Here is a 21,618-nt window from a genome sequence, read left to right on the forward strand (position 1 = left end):
CGAGGAGCACCCATGCTGCAGTTGAGCGAGCGCGACGACGCGATGTTGCGCGGCGCATTCGGCGACGGCGTCGCACGCGCGATGCGCATCGTCGCGCGCACGGCCGACGTGATGTCCGCGCCGCATCTGATCGACATCACGTGCGCGCATATCGACGGCTGTCTTTATCACGGCCGGACGAGCCTTGACTTCGTCGAGTATTTCGTCGACACCGGCGCGCAGGTCGCGGTGCCCACCACGCTGAACGTCGGGTCGCTCGACCTGATCCATCCCGAGCTTTATCACGGCGACCGCGCGATTCAGCGCGACGCGCAGCGGCTGATGGATGCGCACCTGCAGCTCGGTTGCGAATCGAGCTTCACGTGCGCGCCGTATCAGCTGAAGAATCGTCCGCGTGCCGGCGAGCAGATCGCATGGGCCGAATCCAATGCGATCGTGTTCGCCAACTCCGTGCTCGGCGCGCGCACCAGCCGCTACGGCGATTTTCTCGATCTGGCCGCCGCAATCACCGGCCGCGCGCCGTATGCGGGGCTGCACGTCGAAACGAATCGCGCGGCGCGGATCGTGTTCAACGCGCCGGATTTCGGCGACCGGCCGTCGCGCGACATTTATTTCGCAGCGCTCGGGCTGTTGGTCGGCCGTATCGCGGGCGCGGTCGTGCCCGCGATCGTCGGGCTGCCGCCGGATACCACGGAAGACGAACTGAAGGCGCTCGGCGCGGCCGCCGCGTCGAGCGGCGCCGTCGCGCTGTTCCACGCGGTGGGCGTCACGCCCGAGGCGCCGACGCTCGACGCCGCGCTGCACGGTCGCGCGGCCGAGCGCGTCGTCAACGTCGCGCTCGCCGATCTGGACAACGTCCGCCGCACGCTGAACCACGGCGCGGCAGGCGACACGCTCGTCGCGGTCGCGCTCGGCACGCCGCACTTCTCGCTGGCCGAATTCCGTACGCTCGATGCGCTGCTCGACCAGTTCGACGGCAAGCCCAAGTGCGATTTCTACGTGAACACGAGCCGCTTCGTGCTGTGGGAGCTCGGCGAGCTCGGGCTTGCGGAGAAATTCGACGCGCGCGGTATCCAGATCGTCGTCGATACGTGCACGTACATCACGCCGGTGATGAAACAGCTGTCCGGCCTCGTGATGACCAATTCGGGGAAATGGGCGTCGTATGCGCCCGCGAACATCGGCGTCACGGTCGCTTACGGCAGCATGCGCGAGTGCGTGCGTTCCGCGTTCGAAGGAAAGGTGCGATTCGATGACTGACGCAACGATTCGGACACTGACGGGCGACACGCTCGTGCCGGGCGGCGCGTGCGCGCACACGATCGTCCTCGACAAGCCGCTCAGCTTCTGGGGCGGCTACGACTCCGGCGCCGGACAGATCGTCGATCGCGGGCACCCGCAGGCCGGCGCGAGCCTCGCCGGCCGGATCATGGTGATGCCGCACGCGAAGGGATCGAGTTCGAGCAGCAGCGTGCTCGCGGAAGCGGTGCGCAACGGCACGGGGCCGGTCGGGATCGTGCTGAAGGAGCGCGACCTGATCATTTCGATCGGCGCGATCGTCGCCGCCGAACTGTATGCGATCGCGGTGCCGGTCGTATGCGTGACGGATGCCGTGTATGACGCGATCGTCGCCGCGCGCGGCGACGTGCGGATCGATGCACGCGAAGGCGACGGCGGCGCGCGGATTTACGTCGGCAACTGACTGTCCGGCTTATTCGCGCGCGCGCGCGCCGGCCGTTTCCCGATACGCGCTGGGCGTCTGCCCGGCCCAGCGCCGGAACGCTCGAGTGAAATTCGCCGGGTCGGTAAATTGCAGCCGCTCGGCGATCGTCTTCAGGTCGAGATCGGATGCGGCAAGCAACTGCTTCGCGTCGCGAAACCGCGCTTCGTCCAGCAGCGTCCGATAGCTCGAACCGGCTTCCTCGAGCCGGCGCCGCAACGTGCGCGTCGACACCAGCAGCGCGTCGGCGAGCGCGTCCGGGCCCGGATAGCCGCCGTCCGTTCTCGCGAGTTCCGCGCGCACGCGTTCGACGAGATCGCCTTCGTCCTGGCGCACCTGCGCATATTCGCGCTCGACCTGCACGAGGGCCTGCCGGTGCGCGACTTCGTCGGCGAGCGGCAGCGGCCAGTCGAGCACGTCGCGCGCGACCCACAGCGCATTCGCCGCGCAGCCGAATTCGACCGGCGGAAGCGTGTCGCGATAGCGCGCGAAATAGCCGGGTTCCGGCCAGGCGAAGCGCAGGGCGATCGCCGGCGACGCGCGCCCCGACCACTGCGCGATGTTCTGCGCGAGCCCGGTCAGCACGAACTCGAACATCACATGATGCTGCAGCACGGGGCTCGCCTGCACGCCGTGCAGCTCGAGCGTCGCGCCGTGTTCGTCTTCGGTATAGGTCAGACGGTATTGGCGATTGCGCATCCGGAAGTAGCGCTGCGTGACGACGAGCGCGGCGCGGATGTCCGGCGCGGTCAGCGTCGCATAGCCGAGGAAGCCGTGAACGGTCGGCTTCAGCAGCAACCCGAACGCGAGCCCGATGCCCGGATCGCCGCCGATCTCGATCGCGTTGAGCACGAGCCGGCCCCATTGCGATGGTGCGACGCGCGCGTCCGGTTCGGCCAGCACCGCGTCGCGCAACCCGGTGCCCGCGCGAACCGCGGCGAGATCCACGCCGCGCGCGGCCAGCGCCTGCAGCAGCAGGCGCGTATAGGCGACCGGAATCGTCGGCCGGCGTAGCCCGAGAGAGTCCTTGCGTGGCGGGGAGGTCATGTGTTTTTGGCCGGAAATGACAAGCATTATGGCTGTTTGACCCCTCACGTTCAAGGCGGCGCGCGGCCTACGATCACATTCATCGCAAACCGCAGACCGACGATGACAACCTCTTTTCCGCACCTGCTCGCGCCGCTCGACCTCGGATTCACCACACTGAAGAATCGCGTGCTGATGGGTTCGATGCATACGGGCCTCGAGGACAGCCGCAAGACGCTGCCGCGGCTCGCCGACTACTTCGCCGAACGCGCGCGCGGCGGCGTCGGCCTGATCGTGACCGGCGGCTTCGCGCCGAACGTGGCCGGCTGGACCAAGCCGTTCGGCGGCACGCTGATGACGTCGGCCGGCGCACGCCGGCATCGCGTGATCACCGACGCCGTGCATGAGCACGACGGCAAGATCGCGTTGCAGATCCTGCATACCGGCCGCTACGGCTACCACCCGTTTGCCGTCGCGCCGTCGAAGATCAAGTCGCCGATTTCGCCGTTCGCGCCGCATGAACTGAGCGCGCGCGGTGTCGAGCGGCAGATCCGCGCGTTCGTCCGCTGCGCGCAGCTCGCACGCGAGGCCGGCTACGACGGCGTCGAGATCATGGGCTCCGAGGGCTACCTGATCAACCAGTTCATTTCGATGCATACGAACAAGCGCCGCGACCAGTGGGGCGGTTCGTACGAGAACCGGATCCGGCTGCCGATCGAAATCGTCCAGCGCACGCGCGAAGCGGTCGGGCGCGATTTCATCCTGATCTATCGGCTGTCGATGCTCGACCTGATTCCGGACGGCAGCGACTGGAGCGAGACCGTGCAGCTTGCGAAGGCCGTCGAGCGCGCGGGCGCGACCATCATCAACACGGGAATCGGCTGGCACGAGGCGCGCGTGCCGACGATCGCGACGTCGGTGCCGCGTGGCGCGTTCGCGTGGGTGACGAAGAAGATGAAGGGCGAGGTCGGCATCCCGCTCGTGACGACCAACCGGATCAACCGGCCCGAAGTGGCCGAGCAAATCCTCGCGGACGGTTGCGCGGACATGGTGTCGATGGCGCGTCCGCTGCTCGCGGATGCGGAGTTCGTCGTCAAGGCGGCGCAGGGGCGCGCCGACGAAATCAACACCTGCATCGGCTGCAACCAGGCGTGTCTCGATCATGCGTTCAAGAACAGGATCGCTTCGTGCCTGCTGAACCCGCGCGCATGCCACGAGACCGAGCTGATCTACGCGCCGGCGCAGCAGCCGAAGCGCATCGCGGTGGTCGGTGCGGGGCCGGCCGGGCTTGCCTGCTCGACCGTGCTCGCGCAACGTGGCCATCAGGTCGACCTGTTCGACGCGGCGGCCGAGATCGGCGGCCAGTTCAACATGGCAAAGCGGATTCCGGGCAAGGAGGAATTCGACGAAGCGCTGCGTTACTTCGGCCGGCAGCTCGAGCTCACCGGCGTGAATCTGTATCTGAATCGCCGCGTCGACGCGAGCGACCTGATCGCGGGCGCTTACGACGAGATCGTGCTCGCGACCGGCGTTGCGCCGCGCGACCCGAAAATTCCCGGTCAGGACGGGCCGAACGTGCTCAGCTATATCGACGTGCTCGCCGGCCGGCAGCCGGTCGGGCGGCGAGTTGCGGTGGTCGGCGCGGGTGGTATCGGCTTTGATGTCGCCGAATACCTCGTGCAGGACGGCGCGTCGCCGACGCTCGATCTCGAGGAATGGAAAGCCGAGTGGGGCGTGACGGATCCGGCCGCGACGCGCGGCGGCGTGACGCGCGCGCAGGTCGCGCCGCCCGCTCGCGAAGTGACGCTGCTGCAGCGCAAGGCCGCGCCGCTCGGCAAGGGCCTCGGCAAGACGACCGGCTGGATCCACCGTACGACGCTGAAGATGAAGCAGGTGAAGATGATCGGCGGCGTGAACTACGAGTTGATCGATGCGCGCGGGCTGCACGTGTCGTACGGCGAGCAGCGCACCGATCGCGAACTGATCGAGGCCGATACGATCGTGCTGTGCACGGGCCAGGAGCCGCAGCGTGCGCTGCTCGCGCCGCTGCAGGCGGCCGGACGCTCGGTGCACTTGATCGGCGGCGCGGAACTGGCCGCCGAACTCGATGCGAAGCGCGCGATCGACCAGGGTTCGCGGCTGGCCGCGCGGTTGTAACGCGGTGCGGCTTCGGGTGTCGCGGCGGCGCGCGCGGCGCGATGGCCCGTGACGCGCGCTCCGACCATTGCCCGTTCGTACGACGTCGGCAGCATGACGCAACTGCGTGCGGCGTCGCCCTGCGGCGCGCCGACGCGATCCCGGCAGATTCCGGCAGATCGCGCCCGCTCCTTGCCGGCGTGCATCACGCCGCTTCGGCCCGCTCTTCTTCTTCAGCTTCGAGCATCGCCTTGACGATCAGGTAGACGGCCGGCAGGTCGTCGTCGTCGCGACGCCAGTCGACAGGCTCGTCGACGTCCGCCGCGACGAGCCGGCTGTCGCGAAGGCGAATGAACGCATTGACGACCGCCGGATCGTTGCGGCTCAGGAAACCGGCATTCGAGAACGCGAGTTCCTCCACGTTCAGCAGCGCCTGCCAGCTCATTGTGCGGGTGGCGGCCGGGTGAGTGCGGCGTCGCAGCCCGAGCGCGCGCTGCGCGGGGCCGCCGACGACGCGCTGCAGGTCGACCACCGCCCGCTGCGCGGCGCGTTCGAAGTGGACAGGATTGAAGCCGGGTTGCTCGGGATCGAATGCGGATGACTGGAACATGGTCGCCTCACAAAAGTCCGTCCGTCATGGATGACGGAATTCGGGTCAAATGGTGCAAAAGCACTGTAAATATATACAGTGTTCGGCGCGACAGCAAGTCCCGAATGAACCCGCGTGCGTGGCGACCGGTTTGGGACGACCGGCCGGTGGGCGCACGAGCGTGCGGTCGTTCGCTTCGGCGCGGCCATTCACACTGACGCGGCGATCGTTTCCCGCAGCCACCGATGCGCGGGATCGCGATGCACGCGTTCGTGCCACAGCATCGACATTTCATAGCCGGGAACATTGACCGGCGCTTCGACGACGCGCAACGCGGGCGTGTTGCGCACCAGCCGCTCGGGCAGCATCGCGACGAGGTCGGTGCCGGCGATGGCCGACATCACGAACAGGAAGTGCGGCACCGATAGCACGACGCGCCGTGTGGCGCCCGCTTGCGCGAGCACTTCGTCGGTCACGCCGAAAAAGCCGCCGCCGTCCGGCGATACGATCACGTGTTCCAGCGCGCCGAACTGCGCGAGCGTGGGCCGCCGCTTCAGCTTCGGATGCCCGGCTCGGCCGACGAGCACGTAGCGCTCGGTGAACAGCGGCAGGCGCCGCATCCCTTCCGGCGAGCCTTCGGTCGTATGAAACGCCAGGTCGATGCCGTTTCGTTCGGCATCCTGCTCGATGCGAGGCGGCACGAGCTCGACGACGGCGAGCCGGGTCGCGGGCGCGGCCGAGCGCAGCGTGTTCAGCGTTGGCAGGACGATCGTCGATTCGCCGTAGTCGGTCGCGGCCACGCGCCACGTGTTGGTCGCAGTCGCCGGATCGAACGGCGTGGCCGTCAGCACCGCGCGCTCGAGCCCCTCGAGCGCGTCCCGCAGCGGCTCGCGCAGCGATTCCGCGCGCGCGGTCGGCCGCATTCCTCGTGGGCCAGGCAGCAGCAGCGGGTCGCCGAACAGGTCGCGCAGCTTCTGCAACTGCACGCTCACCGACGGTTGAGACATGTTCAGTTTTTCCGCGGCGCGCGTGACGTTGTGCTCGGCGAGCAGCACGTCGAGTGTGACCAGCAGGTTCAGATCCAGTCGTCTGAGATTATTCATGGCTATACCTGGAATGTCAGGAATTCATTTCAACTATATCGGTTGAGACGGCATCCTGCAGTCATTCCATCCACGGAGCCAGGAAAATGAATGTGTTGATCGTCTATGCCCATCCGGAACCGCGATCGCTGAACGGTGCGTTGCGGGATTTCGCCGTCGCGCATCTCGAAGCGGCCGGCCACACGGTGCGGGTCACAGATCTGTATGCGATGAACTGGAAGGCCGCATTCGACGCGGACGACGTGCCCGACCGCGCGCCCGACGCCCGGTTCGATCCCGCGCTCGATTCGAAGCGTGCGTTCGAGACGGGCACGCAGCGCGACGACATCGCACGCGAACAGGAGAAACTGAAGTGGGCCGATGCGGTGATTCTGCAGTTTCCGCTGTGGTGGTTCTCGATGCCGGCGATCATGAAGGGCTGGGTCGAGCGTGTGTATGCGTACGGATTCGCGTACGGCGTTGGCGAGCATTCCGACCGGCATTGGGGCGACCGTTACGGCGAAGGATCGCTCGCGGGCAAGCGTGCGATGGTGATCGTGACGACGGGCGGATGGGAGTCGCACTACAGTGCGCGCGGGATCAACGGGCCGATCGACGACGTGCTGTTTCCGATCCAGCACGGGATTCTGTATTACCCCGGGTTCGACGTGTTGCCGCCGTTCGTGATCTACCGCGCCGGAAAAATGAACGATGCGCGCTTCGACGAAATCCGGGCGGCACTGGGCAAGCGTCTCGATGCGCTTTGGACGGCGCAGCCGATCCCGTTCCGGCGGCAGAATGCGGGCGATTACGAGATTCCGGCGCTGACGCTGAAGCCGGGAATCGCGCCGGGAGCGGTCGGATTCGCCGCGCATCTCGCCTTGGAGCCGTGATCGTCCCCGCATCGTCGCGATGCGGGACGACACCGGCATCCCGGGCTGCAAAACGACACGGGCGGCCAGCGAGCAAAGCGCCGGTCGCCCGTGTGCTTCCCGTCGCGCGGCCGGCTGGCGGCGCGCTTCAACGTGACTTACCGATCATCCTCCCGCACCGAAGACGGATGCCGGCATAGCGCGCGCACTTCCATCTCCATATACGGAAACAACGGCAGCTGACTCAGCACGTCATGCAGCTGCTGCACGCTCTCGACGTCGAAAATGCTGACGTTCGCATACTGCCCCGCGATCCGCCACAGATGCCGCCACACGCCTTCGTGCATCAGCCGCTGGCACATCGCCTTTTCTTCGGCCTTCAACGTGGCCGCCTTGACCGGGTCCATGTCCGCCGGCAGGCGGACGGTCATTTCCACATGAAACAGCATCCTGCGCTCCTTGCGTTATCGATTCGTCGAACGGGACGGCCGCTCAGGCCTGCGCGCGCGCTCGCTCGACCTCGCTCGCGGGAACGTCCTGCTTGTCCTTCAGAAGCGTGAAATCGAAGTCGATCAGCGCGAACTGCCCGTCGACGCCGTACGGCTTGCCTTCCGCGCCTTCGGCCTGCCTGATCTTCGGGATCAGCCCTTCGCGCGTCGCGAATGCGAAATCGTCCCAGATATGCGGATCGCCTTCGATGTTGATCTGCGTCGTCAGCTTACGATATCCGTCCGCGGAAACGAAGAAGTGGATGTGCGCGGGACGGTGACCGTGTCGGCCGAGCAGATCGAGCAGCTGCTCGGTCTTGCTGCCCGGCGGCACGCTGTAGCCGACCGGCAGCACGCTGCGGAAGCTGTAGCGGCCGTCGGCATCGGTGCGGATCGAGCGGCGCAGATTGAACGCCGGCTGCGACTGGTCGAAGTACGAGTAGTTGCCCAGATGGTTCGCATGCCACACCTCGACGAGGGCGTTTGCAAGCGGCGCGCCGTCCTGGCCGAGCACCCGGCCGCGCATCACCAGCGTCTGGCCCGGATCGGTGCCGTCGTCAAGACGCGCATGGCCGACCGATTCCGGCGCGCCCGCGACGTACAGCGGCCCTTCGATCGTGCGCGGCGTGCCGCCGTGAAAGCCGGCCTTCTCCTCGGCCTCGTCCATCCGCACGTCGAGGAAGCGCTCGAGACCGAGGCCCGCCGCGATCAGCCCGAATTCGCGGCCGGCTTCGTTCAGGTAGTTCAGCGCGGTCCAGAATTCGCTCGGCTGCACGTCGAAGTCCTCGATCGTGTAGCAGATGTCTTTCACGATCCGATTGACGATCGCGCGCACGCGCGGGTTGCCGGGTTTTTCCGCGGCGTCGTCGAAGGTCTTCAGCAGGGCGTCGATGGCTTGCTTGTTCATCTGTGTCTCCGGGTTCGGTTGTCGTGTCGTGTGTGATCAGCGGGCGCCGCGTCGCATCCGATCGATGCGGGCCCAGTCGAAGGTGATGCCGAGGCCGGGCGTGGCCGGCAGGTGCAGCTGGAAATTTTCGTAGCGCAGCGGCTCGACGAGGATTTCCTCCGTGAGCAGCAGCGGGCCGAACAGTTCGGTGCCCCATTTCAGCGCGCCGAACGTGCTGAACAGTTGCGCGGACGCCATCGTGCCGGCCGCGCCTTCGAGCATCGTGCCACCGTACAGGCCGATGCCGGCCGCGGCCGCGATCGACGCAACGCTCGCGGCGCCCAGCAGCCCGCCCGATTGCGCGATCTTCACCGCGAACACGTCGGCCGCGCGGTCCTGCGCGAGCGCGAATGCGTCGACCGGGCCGTGCAGCGCTTCGTCTGCCATGATCGGGATGTGCGCGAGTTGGGTGAGCCGCTTCAGTCCCGCGCGATTGGTCGCAGCGATCGGCTGCTCGACGAGGCTCACGCCGGCGTCGGCGAGGCGCGCGCCGGCGCGGATCGCGTCGGTTTCGCTCCATGCCTGGTTGACGTCCACGCGCACGTCGCCGCGCTCGCCGAGCGCGCGCTTGATTGCGATCACGTGCGCGACGTCGTCGTCGACCGCGTTCGAGCCGATCTTCAGCTTGAATGCGCGATGGCGGCGCGCGTCCAGCATCGCCTCGGCTTCCGCGATGTCGCGCTGCGTGTCGCCGCTCGCGAGCGTCCATGCGACGTCGACCGCGTCGGTTGTCCGGCCGCCGAACAGTTCGGATAGCGGCACGCCGACGCGGCGCGCGTGCGCGTCGAACAGCGCGGTTTCGAGCGCGCATTTCGCGAACCGGTTGCCCTGGAACAGCTTGCGCGCACGCGCCATCGCGGCGCCGGGGCGTGTTGCGTCCATCCCGTGCAGCAGCGGCGCGAAATACGTATCGATATTGACCTTGATGCTCTCGGGGCTCTCCTCGCCGTACGCGAGACCGCCGATCGTGGTCGCCTCGCCGACGCCTTCGATACCGTCCGTGCATCGAACGCGCACCAGCACGAGGGTCTGGCAATTCATCGTCGCGACCGACAGTTTGTGGGGCCGAATCGTCGGCACGTCGACGAGCAGCGTCTCGATGCGTTCGATGGTGGCGGCTGTTGCTATCATGCGATTCCTCCTGTTGGTGCACATGGTAGGAATTCCCGCCCGGCGTCGTCCAACACTCTTTCCGACTACTTCCATACCTTTGAGGCATGAAATGGAATTGCGCCAGCTCCGCTACTTCATCGCCGTCGCCGAGGAAATGAACATCACGCGCGCGGCGGAGCGGTTGCACATGACGCAGCCGCCGCTCAGCCGGCAGCTTCAGGCGATCGAGGACGAGCTCGGATTGCCGCTCTTCGAGCGCGGCGCGCGGCCGCTGAAACTGACCGACGCGGGCCGCGTGTTCTATGCGCAGGCGAAGCGCGTGGTCGAGCAGGCGGACGAGCTAGGCCCGCTGACGCGGCGACTCGCGCAATTGTCGGAGCGGATCGTGATCGGCTTCGTGCCGTCGACGCTTTATGGCGCGCTGCCGGACGTGATCCGCGCGTTTCGGCAGGCGCACCCGGATGTCGAGCTGTCGCTGATCGAAATGTTCACGCTCGAACAGCTTGGCGCGCTGAAGGGCGGCCGAATCGACGTAGGGTTCGGCCGCTTGCGCTTCGATGACGACCAGCTCGTGCGCGAGGCGCTGATCGAGGAAAAGCTCATCGCCGCGCTGCCGGCCGGGCACCGCCTTGCCGATCCTGACCGGCCGCTGACGCTCGCCGACATCGCGAACGAAACGCTGATCGTCTATCCGAGCACGCCGCGACCGAGCTTTGCCGACCAGCAGCTGTCCGCGCTGCGCGACGGCGCGCTCGTGCCGGCTGCGGTGCACGAGGTGCGCGAGCTGCAGACAGCGCTCGGGCTCGTCGCCGCGCAGGTGGGCGTGTCGCTGGTGCCGGAAAGCGTCGACGGCGTGCGGGTGAAGGGCGTCGTGTACCGGCGGTTGCCGGAGCCCACGGCGACGTCGCCGATCATCATGAGCCGCCGGCTGCACGGCGAGAGCGCGGCGACGACCGCATTCTGCGCGATTGCGCGGGAGATGATCGCGCCGGCAGGGTAGCGGCGTTCGTTCTCGTAGTGCTGCAACTAACGGTCTATTTCGACGTGGTCGGCGGAGTGTGGAACGGGCGGTGCGACGCGGCGGTCATCCGCGCCCGATACAGGCTAGGCGCCGGGCAAGGCTGCGCGCGGCTGGCGAGGCGGCAAGCGGCAAGCGGCAAGCGGCAAGTGGCAAGCGGCAAGCGGCAAGCGGCAAGCGGCAAACGGCAAACGGCAAACGGCAAACGGCAAGCGACAGGGCGACAGGCGACAGGCGACAAACGGCAACGCGACAAACGGCAACGCCGCAATCGCCAAGGCGCCCAACGCTGCAACCCCACGTCCACCTACCGCTTCCCGTCGAGCGTCTCCGACGGCGATTCGCCGAACTTCTCCCGATAAGCGATCGCGAATCGCCCGAGGTGCGTGAACCCGCAATCGAGCGCGATGTCGGCGATCCGCCGCTCTGATCGCGGCCCGCGCAGCAACTCCCTCGCGTGCTCGAGCCGCGTCGCCCGCAGGTATTGCATCGGGCTCATCCCGCGGAATTGCAGGAAAGCGTCGCGCAGCGTCCGCTCGGGCACGTTGGCGGCCTGGACGATGTCCGCGAGTTGCAGCGGCTGCGCGTAATGCGCGGCGATGAACTCCTGCGCGCGGCGCACGAACCCCGGCGCCGGATCGTGGCGCGAGCGCTGCAGCACCGACGGCGGGTGGCCTTCGATCAGCAGGTCGATCAGCAGATGCTCGAGTTGCGATGCGACACGCGGGTTCGCATTCGCGCGTTCGAGCAGTTCGGGCGAGCCGGCCACGAGCATCAGCTGCTGGCGCCACGCGGCGAGCGCGGCGTCGCTTACGTGCAGCACCGGGTCGAGCGTCGCGCGCGGGTCGCCGGTCAGCGCACCGACGGTCGCCGCGTCGATGCGCAGCACGAACTGTTCGCAGTCGGCCGACAGCACCGCGTCGAAGCGCTCGCCAGGCGCACACAGCACGCCCGTGTGCGCGTCGACGCCGAGCCGGCGTCCCATCGCGTGGACTTCGGCCTGCCCGGACAGGCAGAACATCAGCAGGTAATAGCCGTCGACGGCGTCGACCTGTACGCGCATCGCGTCGCCGAACGCGATGGTGCCGATCCCGAGGCCGCCGAGCCGCACGAAATCCATATGCGACGCGCCCTGCACGCGGCCGCTCGGCAGCAGCGCGTGCGGCTGCATCACGCGCGAGATCCGCTCGCGCGTCTCGTCGAGATCGCGGGATTCGAACAGCCGGTGCGCGCGCAGTGCAAACGGCTCGAACGACGTTGGGGACATGGGCATCGGCCTTGGAATAGACGCGCGCTTCGATCCGGCGAATGGGTCGCGATCGTGCGCGGGTCGCGTGTGTCGCCATGCTAGCGCAGAAATCCGCCGAAAGTGGATATTGCGCCGCCGCAATCGCACTTTCCGGATAGACGCCGAATATTAGCTTTTCAAAAATCGGCTCCATGCAATCAACGACACGGAACCACAAGGAGTCCGACATGGAGCAGACAGAATCGCCCGTCGTCTTCGCCGCGCGCGACGACGCATCCGACGTGCATTTTCCGCACGACGACGGTTCGCGCGTGCCGTACAAGGTATTCAGCTCGCGCGCCGTCTACGATCGCGAGCAGGAACGCATCTTCCGCGGGCCGACGTGGAACTTCGTCGCGCTGGAGGCGGAGATTCCGAAGGCCGGCGACTTCAAGAGCACGTTCGTCGGCGACACGCCGGTGGTGGTCACGCGCACCGAGGACGGCGCGCTGTCCGCGTGGGTGAACCGCTGCGCGCACCGCGGTGCGCAGGTTTGCCGCAAATCGCGCGGCAACGCGAGTTCGCACACGTGCGTGTACCACCAGTGGAGCTTCGACAATCAGGGCAACCTGCTCGGCGTGCCGTTCCGGCGCGGCCAGAAGGGCATGACCGGGATGCCGGCCGACTTCGACCCGAAGCAGCACGGGTTGCGCAAGCTGCGCGTGGACAGCTATCGCGGGCTCGTGTTCGCCACCTTCAGCGATGAAGTTGCGCCGCTGCCCGACTATCTCGGCGAGCAGATGCGCCCATGGATCGACCGGATCTTCCACAAGCCGATCGAGTATCTCGGCTGCACGCGCCAGTATTCGAAGTCGAACTGGAAGCTGTACATGGAGAACGTGAAGGATCCGTATCACGCGAGCATGCTGCACCTGTTCCATACGACCTTCAACATTTTCCGCGTCGGCATGAAGGCGCGCTCGATCCCGGATGCGAACCACGGGCTGCACAGCATCATCACGGTGACGAAGACGGGCGACGACACGTCCGCCGCATACAAGCAGCAGAACATTCGCTCGTTCGACGAAGGGTTCCATCTGGAAGACGAATCGATCCTCGATCTCGTGTCGGAATACGACGAGGACTGCACGAACCACATCCAGCCGATCTTCCCGCAGCTCGTGATCCAGCAGATCCACAACACGCTGGTCGCGCGGCAGATCCTGCCGAAGGGGCCGGACAACTTCGAGCTGATCTTCCACTTTTTCGGCTACGCGGACGACACGCCCGAACTGCGCGCGCTGCGCATCAAGCAGGCGAACCTGGTCGGCCCGGCCGGCTACATCTCGATGGAAGACACCGAGGCGACCGAACTCGTGCAGCGCGGCACCGTACGCGACGCCGACGCGACGTCGGTGATCGAGATGTCGCGCGGCAACCCGGACCAGCAGGACACGGTGATCACCGAAAGCCTGATCCGCAAGTTCTGGGTCGGTTATCAGAAGCTGATGGGCTATTGAAGCGGGAGCGCGCAACGATGGAAAACCTCACGGAAGACATGAAGACGTGGTTCGAGATTTACATGCTGCAGAACCGCTACATCGGCCATCTCGACAACGACCGGCTCGAACGCTGGCCGGAAATGTTCACCGAGGACTGCACGTACGAGATCGTGCCGAAGGAAAACGCGGATCTCGGGCTGCCGGTCGGGATCGTCCACTGCACGAACCAGCGGATGCTGCGCGACCGCGTGGTGTCGCTGCGGCATGCGAACATCTATGAAGAGCACACGTACCGGCACATGACGTCGGGCCTGACGATCGTCGCGCAGCGCGACGGCGAGATCGACACCGAAAGCAACTACGTGGTCGTGCAGACGCGCAGCAACGGCGAATCGAACGTGTATCAGGCCGGCAAGTACTACGACACGGTCGTGCGCACGCCCGACGGGCTGCGCTACAAGACCAAGCGCGTGATCTACGACACGTCGCGCGTGCAGACGCTGCTCGCGACCCCGATCTGACCGATCTGACGAAGCAAGGAATCGACATGACTGAAGCAACGCTCGCGCAATGGCATCCGCTGGGCGCATTCGACGAATTCTCCGAAGACGAACCGGCGGCGCGTGTCGCCGGTCAGAAACCGATCGCCGTGTTCCGGATCGGCGACGAACTGTTCGCGATGCACGACCTGTGTTCGCATGGTCACGCTCGGCTGTCGGAAGGCTATGTGGAAGACGGCTGTGTCGAATGCCCGCTGCACCAGGGCTTGATCGACATTCGCACGGGCGCGCCGAAATGCGCGCCGATCACCGAGCCGGTGCGGGTTTATCCGATCCGGATCGTCGACGGGCAGGTGGAAGTCAATGTCGACTGACCCGTTCGTGATCGTCGGGGCCGGCCATGCGGCCCGGCGCACCGCCGAGGCGCTGCGCGAGCGCGATGCCGCCGCGCGCATCGTGATGATCGGCGCGGAACGCGAACTGCCGTACGATCGTCCGGCACTGTCGAAGGACGCGCTGCTGAGCGACGGCGGCGAGCAGCGGGCGTTCATCCGCGACGCGGGATGGTACGACGCGCAGCGCATCGAGCTGCGGCTCGGCACACGCGTCGACGCGATCGAGCGCGCTGCGCAACGGGTTCGGCTCGACGACGGCGCGACGGTGCCATACGCGAAGCTCGTGCTCGCGACGGGCTCGCGCGTGCGCACGTTCGGCGGGCCGGTCGACGAAGGCGTCGTCCCGCATTACGTGCGTACCGTTGCCGATGCGCGTGCGTTGCGGGCGCGGCTCGCGCCGGGGCGTCGCGTGGCGGTGCTCGGCGGCGGGTTCATCGGCCTCGAAGTGGCGGCGGCCGCGCGCCAGCTCGGTTGCGACGTGACGGTGATCGATCCCGCGCCGCGCTTGTTGCAACGTGCGTTGCCCGAAGTCGTCGGCGCGTATGCACGGCAGTTGCATGACGCGCGCGGCGTGGTCTTCCGGATGGCGACGCTGCCGCGTGCGATCCGCCGCGCGCCGGGGGGCGGCGCGCTCGTCGAGACGGATCGCGGCGACGTGCCGGCCGACATCGTCGTGGTCGGCATCGGCGTCGTACCGAATGTCGAGCTCGCGCATGCGGCGGGGCTGGATGTCGACAACGGCATCCGCGTCGATGCGGGATGCCGCACCGCCGATCGCGCGATCTTCGCGGCGGGCGAGGTGACGATGCATTTCAATCCGCTGCTCGGGCGTCACGTGCGGATCGAGTCGTGGCAGGTTGCCGAGAACCAGCCGGCGGTGGCGGCCGCGAACCTGCTCGGCGCGGACGAAACGTATGCCGAGCTGCCGTGGCTGTGGTCCGATCAGTACGACTGCAACCTGCAGATGCTCGGGCTGTTCGGCAGCGAGCGGACTACCGTCGTGCGCGGCGATCCCGCGAATGGACCGTTCACGGTGTTCGGGCTCGGCGACGACGGGAAAATCGTGGCGGTGGCCGCCGCGAACCTGGGGCGAGACATCGGCGCGTCGCGCCGGCTGATCGCGGCAGGCGCCGCGCCCGATCCGGCGAAGCTCGCCGATCCGGCGGTGAACCTGAAAACGTTTCTGTGACGTGATGCGCGAACGCGGCCGGCTTGGCGGCGTTCGCGTCGGTTAGCGGGAACGTCGGCAGAGGCCCGTTTCGGCATGACACGCGCGGTGCGGGTTTGTCGTCGGTCGGCGATCGGTGCATATTAGCGGCATTGCCGTTTCACCGGTCGCCCATGACGCCAGACAAAGCCCTCGAACTGAAACGCAGCAAGCGCCGCGCGCTATGGCTGCTGCTGGCCGCCGTCGCCATATTCGTCACGACGATCCTGTTGCCGCGCGGCCCGTGGGTCGACGGCTTCAAGGCGGTGGCCGAAGCCGCGATGGTCGGCGCGCTCGCCGACTGGTTCGCGGTCGTCGCGCTGTTTCGTCGCGTGCCGATTCCGTTCGTGTCGCGCCACACCGAAATCATCCCGAAGAACAAGGACAAGATTGCGGACAACCTCGCGGTGTTCGTGCGCGAGAAATTCCTTGGCCCTGACGCGCTCGCCGCGCAGATTCGCCAGCACGATCCTGCGCAGAAGCTCGGCGCGTGGCTCGGCGAGCCGGCGAACACCGAAGCGCTCGGCGGCTACGCGACGAAGCTGATGAGCTTCGCGCTCGACATGACTGACGACGCGCGGATCCAGTCGTTCGTCCACGACGCGTTCCGCACGGTGATCGACCGGATCGACCTGTCGCAATCGGCGGGCGCGATCCTCGACACGCTGACGAAGGACGGCCGCCACCAGACGCTGCTCGACGATGCGATCGAACAGGTCGTCGACGTGCTCGACAAGGAGGAGAACCGCGAGGTGATCGCCGGCTTCATCGTCGAATGGCTGAAGACGCAATACCCGAAGGTCGAGAAGATCATGCCGACCCAGTGGTTCGGCGAGAACGGCGCGCGGATGCTCGCGAGCGCGGTGAGCCGCGTGCTCGAAGGCGTTGCGGCCGATCCCGAACACGAACTGCGGCAGCGCTTCGACCGCACGGTCGCGCGATTGACCGAGCGGCTGAAGCACGACCCGGCGTTCATCGCGAAAGGCGACGAGATCAAGCGCTACATTCGCGACGGCGATGCGTTCAACGTGTATGTGCGCGATCTGTGGGACCAGTTGCGCGCGTGGCTGAAGGCCGATCTCGCGCGCCCGGATTCGGCGTTGCACCGGCAGGCCGCGACGCTCGGCGGCTGGCTCGGCGCGCGGCTCGCGGAAAGCCCGGCGCTGCGCGCGTCGCTGAACGAGCACATCGAGCGGGCCGTGCACGAAATGGCGCCGGATTTCGCGGATTTCCTGATGCGTCACATACGCGATACGGTGCGCAACTGGGATGCGCGCGAAATGTCTCGGCAGATCGAGCTGAACATCGGCAAGGATCTGCAGTACATCCGCATCAACGGCACGCTGGTCGGCGGGCTGATCGGGCTCGGGCTCTACGTGGTGTCGCTCGTGCCGCGATGGGCGGCTGCCTGGCTGCATTGACGCGGCTGCGCCCGGCGCGCAGCGCGCGGCCGGCTCACGCGTGCGCCTTCGCGCCGTGCAGCTGCAGGCCGAGCGCCTTGATCACTTTCAGGATCGTGCCGAAGCTCGGATTGCCGTCGTGCGACAGCGCCTTGTACAGCCCTTCGCGCGACAGGCCGGCGTCGCGCGCGACCTGCGACATCCCGCGCGCGCGCGCGATCACGCCAAGCGCATGCGCGATGAAGGCCGGGTCGTCGCCGGCTTCCTGCAGACAGGCCTCGAAATACTCGGCCATGTCGTCGTCGGTTTTCAGGTGTTCGGCCGAATCCCACGGCCGGGTCTTGATCTTGTCCATCCGTTACTCCAGGTCGAGCCGTTCGAGCATCGCGTGCGCGGCGCGGATGTCCGCCTGTTGTGTCGACTTGTCACGGCCGCAGAGCAGGATCACCCATATCGTTTCGCGCCTCGCGTAGTAGACGCGATAGCCGGGGCCGTGGTCGATACGCATTTCGACGATCGGTGAGCCGGCGGATTTCCAGTCGCCCGGGTTGCCCATCGACAGACGGTCGATGCGCGCCTGGATGCGGCGCCGCGCGACGCGATCCGTAAGGGCGGCAAACCACGCGTCGAAGACGTCTGTGGTCCGGATACTGTACGAAGGCGAACTGTAGGGCATGGATTTCAGTATGTCAACCATGGTTCACAGATAGATTGAATCGAATTCGGTGCCGATACGGTACGGCCGTGCGCGCCGTTTGACGTCCAATTGGCCGTCAGGCCGATGCTGCGCGGGCGCCGGCCGCTGGTCATCCGGTCGAAGTCGCGATGCCGCGAATCCGTCTACAATCGAAAACGTCCCTGCCGCCCGCGCATGTTTTCGCTGTTTGCTGCGCGCGGGCGGATCCGTTTGTCCTCCTGCTCACGGAGGCGCCGCCGTGCGATGCGCGGCGGGCAATGCAATGGTTGCATCCGGTAGGTAAAGCGTCCGCGTGCCGTAGGCCGGCGCGCGTTCTGAACGCCGCGCGCCTGTAAGCCGGGCAAGGCGGCATCAACCGAGAGTCCCCACCCATGAAAGCATCGGATCTGTTCGTGAAGGCGCTGGAAGCCGAAGGCGTCGAGTACGTGTTCGGCATTCCCGGCGAGGAAAACCTCGATCTGCTCGAATCGCTGCGGCGATCGAAGATCAAGCTCGTGCTGACCCGGCACGAGCAGGCCGCCGGTTTCATGGCGGCCACGTACGGTCGTCTGACGGGGCGCACCGGCGTGTGTCTCGCGACGCTCGGGCCCGGTGCGACGAATTTCGTGACGGCCGCCGCGTATGCGCAACTCGGCGGCATGCCGATGCTGATGATCACCGGGCAGAAGCCGATCAAGTCGAGCAAACAGGGTCACTTCCAGATCGTCGACGTCGTCGACATGATGCAGCCGCTTACGAAGTTCACGCGGCAGATCGTGTCGATCGGCAATATTCCGGCGGCCGTGCGCGAGGCGTTTCGCCGTGCGGAGGAAGAGCGTCCGGGCGCCGCGCACCTCGAACTGCCGGAAGACATCGCGCATGAAGAGGGCGACGGCAAGCCGATTCCGCGCAGCTACAGCCGGCGGCCGGTGGCCGAGGAGAAGGCGGTCGCGCATGCGATCGACGCGATCCAGGCAGCACGTCATCCGCTGCTGATGATCGGCGCGGGCGGCAACCGCAAGACGACCTGCAAGATGCTGCTCGAATTCGTGAACAAGACGGGCATTCCGTTCTTCACGACGCAGATGGGCAAGGGCGTGATCGACGAAACGCATCCGCTGTGGCTCGGCAACGCGACGCTGTCCGACGGCGACTTCGTGCACCGCGCGATCGAGCATGCCGACTGCATCATCAACGTCGGCCACGACGTGATCGAGAAGCCGCCGTTCTTCATGCGCGCGGACGACAAAACGGTGATCCACGTGAACTTCCTCGGCGCGCAGGTCGACCCCGTCTATTTCCCGCAGATCGAAGTGGTCGGCGACATCGCGAACGCGGTATGGCAGATGAAGGAAGCGGTGACGCCGCAGTCGCACTGGGATTTCGAGCGCTTCACGATGATCAAGGAGCATTTCGACGCGCATCTGCAAAAGGGCCAGCACGATCCGCGCTTTCCGATGTATCCGGTGCGGATCGTGAACGATCTGTATAACGCGCTGCCGGTCGACGGGATCGTCTGCCTCGACAACGGGATGTACAAGATCTGGTTCGCGCGCTACTGGCGTGCGCATGAACCGAACTCGCTGCTGCTCGACAACGCGCTCGCGTCGATGGGCGCAGGATTGCCGTCGGCGATCGCGACGAAGATCGTGCATCCGCAGCGCAAGGTGATCGCCGTGTGCGGCGACGGCGGGTTCATGATGAATTCGCAGGAACTCGAAACGGCCGTGCGGCTGAAGCTCGACATAGTCGTGATGATCCTCCGCGACGACGCGTTCGGGATGATCCGCTGGAAGCAGGAAAACATGAACTTCCCCGATTTTGCGATGACGCTGAAGAACCCCGATTTCGTGTCGTATGCGCAAAGCTACGGCGCGCACGGGCATCGCGTCGAAGCCGCCGATGATCTCGAGCCGCTGCTGCGCGACTGTTTCTCGACGCCGGGCGTTCACGTGATCGACGTGCCGATCGACTATTCGGACAACGAGCGCGTGCTGAACCGCGAAATCAAGCGCCTGTCGGCGCAACTCTGAATCCCCCGTTCACCGGAAGGAGCCGTTCCATGTTGAAGGAAACCTATCCGTACTACCTCGCCAACGAGGCCGTCTACGCGAATACCGATCTGGAAGTGACCGACAAGTTCAACGGGAAGGTCGCAACGCGCGTCGCGCTGGCCGATGCGAAGGCGATCGATGCGGCCATCGGCGCGGCGGTCGACGCGACGAAACCGATGCGCGAACTGCCCGCCTACAAGCGGCAGGCGGTGCTCGACCACTGCGTCGCGCGTTTTCGCGAGCGCTTCGACGAACTGGCCGAGGCGCTCTGCATCGAGGCCGGCAAGCCGATCAACGATTCGAAGGGCGAAGTGACGCGGCTGATCGATACGTTTCGCGTCGCGTCCGAAGAGGCCGTGCGCATCGACGGCGAAGTGCTTAATCTGGAGATCTCCGCACGCGCGCAAGGCTACACCGGCTATACGCGGCGCGTGCCGATCGGCCCGTGCTCGTTCATCTCGCCATTCAACTTCCCGCTGAACCTTGCCGCGCACAAGGTCGCGCCCGCGCTGGCCGCCGGCTGCCCGTTCGTGCTGAAGCCCGCGAGCCGCACGCCGATCGGCGCGCTGATCATCGGCGAGGTGCTCGCGGAAACCGATCTGCCGAAGGGGGCGTTCTCGGTGTTGCCCGCGCATCGCGACGGCGCCGACCTGTTCACGACGGACGAGCGTTTCAGGCTGCTGTCGTTTACGGGCTCGCCGGCAGTCGGCTGGGCGCTGAAGGAGAAGGCGGGCAAGAAGAAAGTCGTGCTGGAGCTCGGCGGCAACGCGGCGGCGATCGTCGACGCGGATCAACGCGATCGGCTCGACTACGTGGTGGAGCGTCTCGCGTTCGGTGCGTTCTACCAGTCGGGTCAGAGCTGCATCGGCGTGCAGCGGATTCTCGTGCATGCTGATGTATACGACGCGCTGCGCGAAAAACTGATCGCGAAGACGCGTTCGCTGAAGATGGGCGATCCGAAGGATCCGTCGACGTTTGTCGGGCCGATGATCTCCGAATCCGAATCGCGCCGGTTGTCGGGCTGGATGGATGCGGCCGTGGCCGCGGGCGCGAAGATTGTCGCGGGCGGCAAGGTGGACGGCGCGATGTTCGAGGCGACGCTGCTGGAAAACGTCGGCCGCGACCAGGATCTTTATCGCAAGGAGGCGTTTGGCCCGGTCGCGATTCTCGAGAAGTTCGACAGCTTCGACGATGCGCTCGCGCGCGTGAACGACAGCGACTTCGGGCTGCAGGCCGGCGTGTTCACCGATTCGCTCGCGCATGCGCAGCGCGCGTGGGACGAGCTGGAGGTCGGCGGGGTCGTGATCAACGACGTGCCGTCGTTCCGCGTCGACAACATGCCGTACGGCGGCGTGAAGGATTCGGGGCTCGGCCGCGAAGGGATCCGCTATGCGATCGAGGACATGACCGAGCCGCGGCTGATGGTCGTGCGCCGCCGCTAGCGGGCGCCGGCGCGGCGGCGCCGACCGGCACGCGGGCGGGCGGGCGTTCGTGCCGGCCCGCGTGCCGTTCTCGTTCCGGCGTGCGCTCGGGCGAAAAGCCGGCCGGCGTTCGTGCACGGACGTGCCGCAGCCGCGTGTCGCGCGCCGAGCGCGCTCGACTGCAAGCATCGCATCATGATGTAATCGCGCGAAATGGTCGCCGGGGGTACGACACCGGCTGGCAT

21 protein-coding genes are annotated in these 21,618 nt (G+C 66.5%); 12 read left to right on the plus strand and 9 right to left on the minus strand.

Annotation, left to right across the window (positions count from 1 at the left end):
* Positions 1-12 precede the first annotated feature (12 nt).
* Together WK25_RS21435 and WK25_RS21440 are read left to right on the plus strand one after the other, a co-directional pair.
* Complete coding sequence (locus tag WK25_RS21435; RefSeq protein ID WP_069242682.1) at positions 13-1,260, plus strand: aconitase X; 1,248 nt, start codon at positions 13-15, stop codon at positions 1,258-1,260.
* Complete coding sequence (locus tag WK25_RS21440) at positions 1,253-1,702, plus strand: aconitase X swivel domain-containing protein (protein WP_040139267.1); 450 nt, start codon at positions 1,253-1,255, stop codon at positions 1,700-1,702. The genes WK25_RS21435 and WK25_RS21440 overlap by 8 nt, the downstream gene beginning before the upstream one ends.
* Positions 1,703-1,711: 9 nt before the next feature.
* Here WK25_RS21440 and WK25_RS21445 read toward each other — a convergent pair whose 3' ends face one another.
* Positions 1,712-2,794, minus strand: a complete 1,083-nt coding sequence (locus WK25_RS21445) for an AraC family transcriptional regulator (protein WP_069242683.1) — start codon at positions 2,792-2,794, stop codon at positions 1,712-1,714.
* A 75-nt stretch (positions 2,795-2,869) separates the two neighbouring features.
* Between WK25_RS21445 and WK25_RS21450 the strand changes: the two genes are divergently transcribed.
* Complete coding sequence (locus WK25_RS21450) at positions 2,870-4,903, plus strand: NADPH-dependent 2,4-dienoyl-CoA reductase (protein ID WP_069242684.1); 2,034 nt, start codon at positions 2,870-2,872, stop codon at positions 4,901-4,903.
* Between the two features lie 184 nt (positions 4,904-5,087).
* Here the strand turns inward: WK25_RS21450 and WK25_RS21455 are convergent, their stop codons facing one another.
* Together WK25_RS21455 and WK25_RS21460 are read right to left on the minus strand one after the other, a co-directional pair.
* Positions 5,088-5,492, minus strand: a complete 405-nt coding sequence (locus tag WK25_RS21455) for a DUF2471 family protein (protein ID WP_040139270.1) — start codon at positions 5,490-5,492, stop codon at positions 5,088-5,090.
* Between the two features lie 188 nt (positions 5,493-5,680).
* Positions 5,681-6,574 carry a LysR family transcriptional regulator gene (locus tag WK25_RS21460; RefSeq protein ID WP_069242685.1) on the minus strand — a complete coding sequence of 298 codons (894 nt, stop codon included), beginning with the start codon at positions 6,572-6,574 and terminating at the stop codon, positions 5,681-5,683.
* Between the two features lie 86 nt (positions 6,575-6,660).
* On the opposite strand from WK25_RS21460, the gene WK25_RS21465 reads away from it, so the two are divergent.
* Positions 6,661-7,446 (plus strand): NAD(P)H-dependent oxidoreductase, encoded by a 786-nt coding sequence (locus WK25_RS21465; protein ID WP_059545214.1) that lies wholly within the window; start codon positions 6,661-6,663, stop codon positions 7,444-7,446.
* A 137-nt stretch (positions 7,447-7,583) separates the two neighbouring features.
* On the opposite strand, the gene catC is transcribed toward WK25_RS21465, so the two are convergent.
* The 3 genes from catC to WK25_RS21480 are packed head-to-tail and all read right to left on the minus strand — an operon-like array spanning position 7,584 to position 9,990.
* Positions 7,584-7,874, minus strand: a complete 291-nt coding sequence (catC, locus tag WK25_RS21470; protein WP_040139273.1) for a muconolactone Delta-isomerase — start codon at positions 7,872-7,874, stop codon at positions 7,584-7,586.
* 43 nt (positions 7,875-7,917) lie between these two features.
* On the minus strand, positions 7,918-8,820 hold the full coding sequence (catA, locus tag WK25_RS21475; RefSeq protein ID WP_040139274.1) for a catechol 1,2-dioxygenase: 903 nt from the start codon (positions 8,818-8,820) through the stop codon (positions 7,918-7,920).
* Positions 8,821-8,856: 36 nt separating this feature from the next.
* Positions 8,857-9,990, minus strand: coding sequence for a muconate/chloromuconate family cycloisomerase (locus tag WK25_RS21480; RefSeq protein ID WP_059545218.1), 1,134 nt, complete (start codon positions 9,988-9,990; stop codon positions 8,857-8,859).
* A gap of 91 nt (positions 9,991-10,081) precedes the next feature.
* Between WK25_RS21480 and WK25_RS21485 the strand changes: the two genes are divergently transcribed.
* Positions 10,082-10,972: a LysR family transcriptional regulator gene (locus tag WK25_RS21485; protein ID WP_040139276.1), complete on the plus strand. Its 891-nt coding sequence runs from the start codon at positions 10,082-10,084 to the stop codon at positions 10,970-10,972.
* Between the two features lie 325 nt (positions 10,973-11,297).
* Here the strand turns inward: WK25_RS21485 and andR are convergent, their stop codons facing one another.
* Positions 11,298-12,257 carry an anthranilate 1,2-dioxygenase regulatory protein AndR gene (gene andR / locus WK25_RS21490; RefSeq protein ID WP_040139277.1) on the minus strand — a complete coding sequence of 320 codons (960 nt, stop codon included), beginning with the start codon at positions 12,255-12,257 and terminating at the stop codon, positions 11,298-11,300.
* 209 nt (positions 12,258-12,466) lie between these two features.
* Here andR and andAc point away from each other — a divergent pair, with 209 nt between their 5' ends.
* The 5 genes from andAc (at position 12,467) to WK25_RS21515 (ending at position 17,243) form a co-directional block, all read left to right on the plus strand.
* Complete coding sequence (gene andAc / locus WK25_RS21495; protein WP_040139278.1) at positions 12,467-13,738, plus strand: anthranilate 1,2-dioxygenase large subunit AndAc; 1,272 nt, start codon at positions 12,467-12,469, stop codon at positions 13,736-13,738.
* Between the two features lie 17 nt (positions 13,739-13,755).
* On the plus strand, positions 13,756-14,241 hold the full coding sequence (andAd, locus tag WK25_RS21500) for an anthranilate 1,2-dioxygenase small subunit AndAd (RefSeq protein WP_040139279.1): 486 nt from the start codon (positions 13,756-13,758) through the stop codon (positions 14,239-14,241).
* A 26-nt stretch (positions 14,242-14,267) separates the two neighbouring features.
* A complete protein-coding gene (gene andAb, locus WK25_RS21505; protein ID WP_040139280.1) occupies positions 14,268-14,594 on the plus strand; it encodes an anthranilate 1,2-dioxygenase ferredoxin subunit AndAb in 327 nt (108 codons plus the stop codon).
* Positions 14,584-15,804 carry an anthranilate 1,2-dioxygenase system ferredoxin--NAD(+) reductase gene (andAa, locus tag WK25_RS21510; RefSeq protein ID WP_069242686.1) on the plus strand — a complete coding sequence of 407 codons (1,221 nt, stop codon included), beginning with the start codon at positions 14,584-14,586 and terminating at the stop codon, positions 15,802-15,804. Before andAb ends, andAa begins: the two co-directional genes overlap by 11 nt.
* Positions 15,805-15,956: 152 nt before the next feature.
* Entirely contained in the window at positions 15,957-17,243 is a 1,287-nt protein-coding gene (locus WK25_RS21515; protein WP_059545223.1) for a DUF445 domain-containing protein, read from the plus strand.
* A gap of 34 nt (positions 17,244-17,277) precedes the next feature.
* Here WK25_RS21515 and WK25_RS21520 read toward each other — a convergent pair whose 3' ends face one another.
* Positions 17,278-17,577: an addiction module antidote protein gene (locus WK25_RS21520; RefSeq protein WP_006756590.1), complete on the minus strand. Its 300-nt coding sequence runs from the start codon at positions 17,575-17,577 to the stop codon at positions 17,278-17,280.
* A gap of 3 nt (positions 17,578-17,580) precedes the next feature.
* A complete protein-coding gene (locus WK25_RS21525) occupies positions 17,581-17,898 on the minus strand; it encodes a type II toxin-antitoxin system RelE/ParE family toxin (RefSeq protein WP_156789083.1) in 318 nt (105 codons plus the stop codon).
* A 392-nt stretch (positions 17,899-18,290) separates the two neighbouring features.
* On the opposite strand from WK25_RS21525, the gene WK25_RS21530 reads away from it, so the two are divergent.
* Positions 18,291-19,931, plus strand: a complete 1,641-nt coding sequence (locus WK25_RS21530; RefSeq protein ID WP_069242688.1) for an acetolactate synthase large subunit — start codon at positions 18,291-18,293, stop codon at positions 19,929-19,931.
* A 29-nt stretch (positions 19,932-19,960) separates the two neighbouring features.
* A complete protein-coding gene (locus WK25_RS21535; RefSeq protein ID WP_069242689.1) occupies positions 19,961-21,394 on the plus strand; it encodes an aldehyde dehydrogenase family protein in 1,434 nt (477 codons plus the stop codon).
* Positions 21,395-21,618: the final 224 nt, after the last annotated feature.

This window comes from Burkholderia latens, from assembly GCF_001718795.1.
Taxonomy (GTDB): Bacteria; Pseudomonadota; Gammaproteobacteria; order Burkholderiales; family Burkholderiaceae; genus Burkholderia; species Burkholderia latens_A.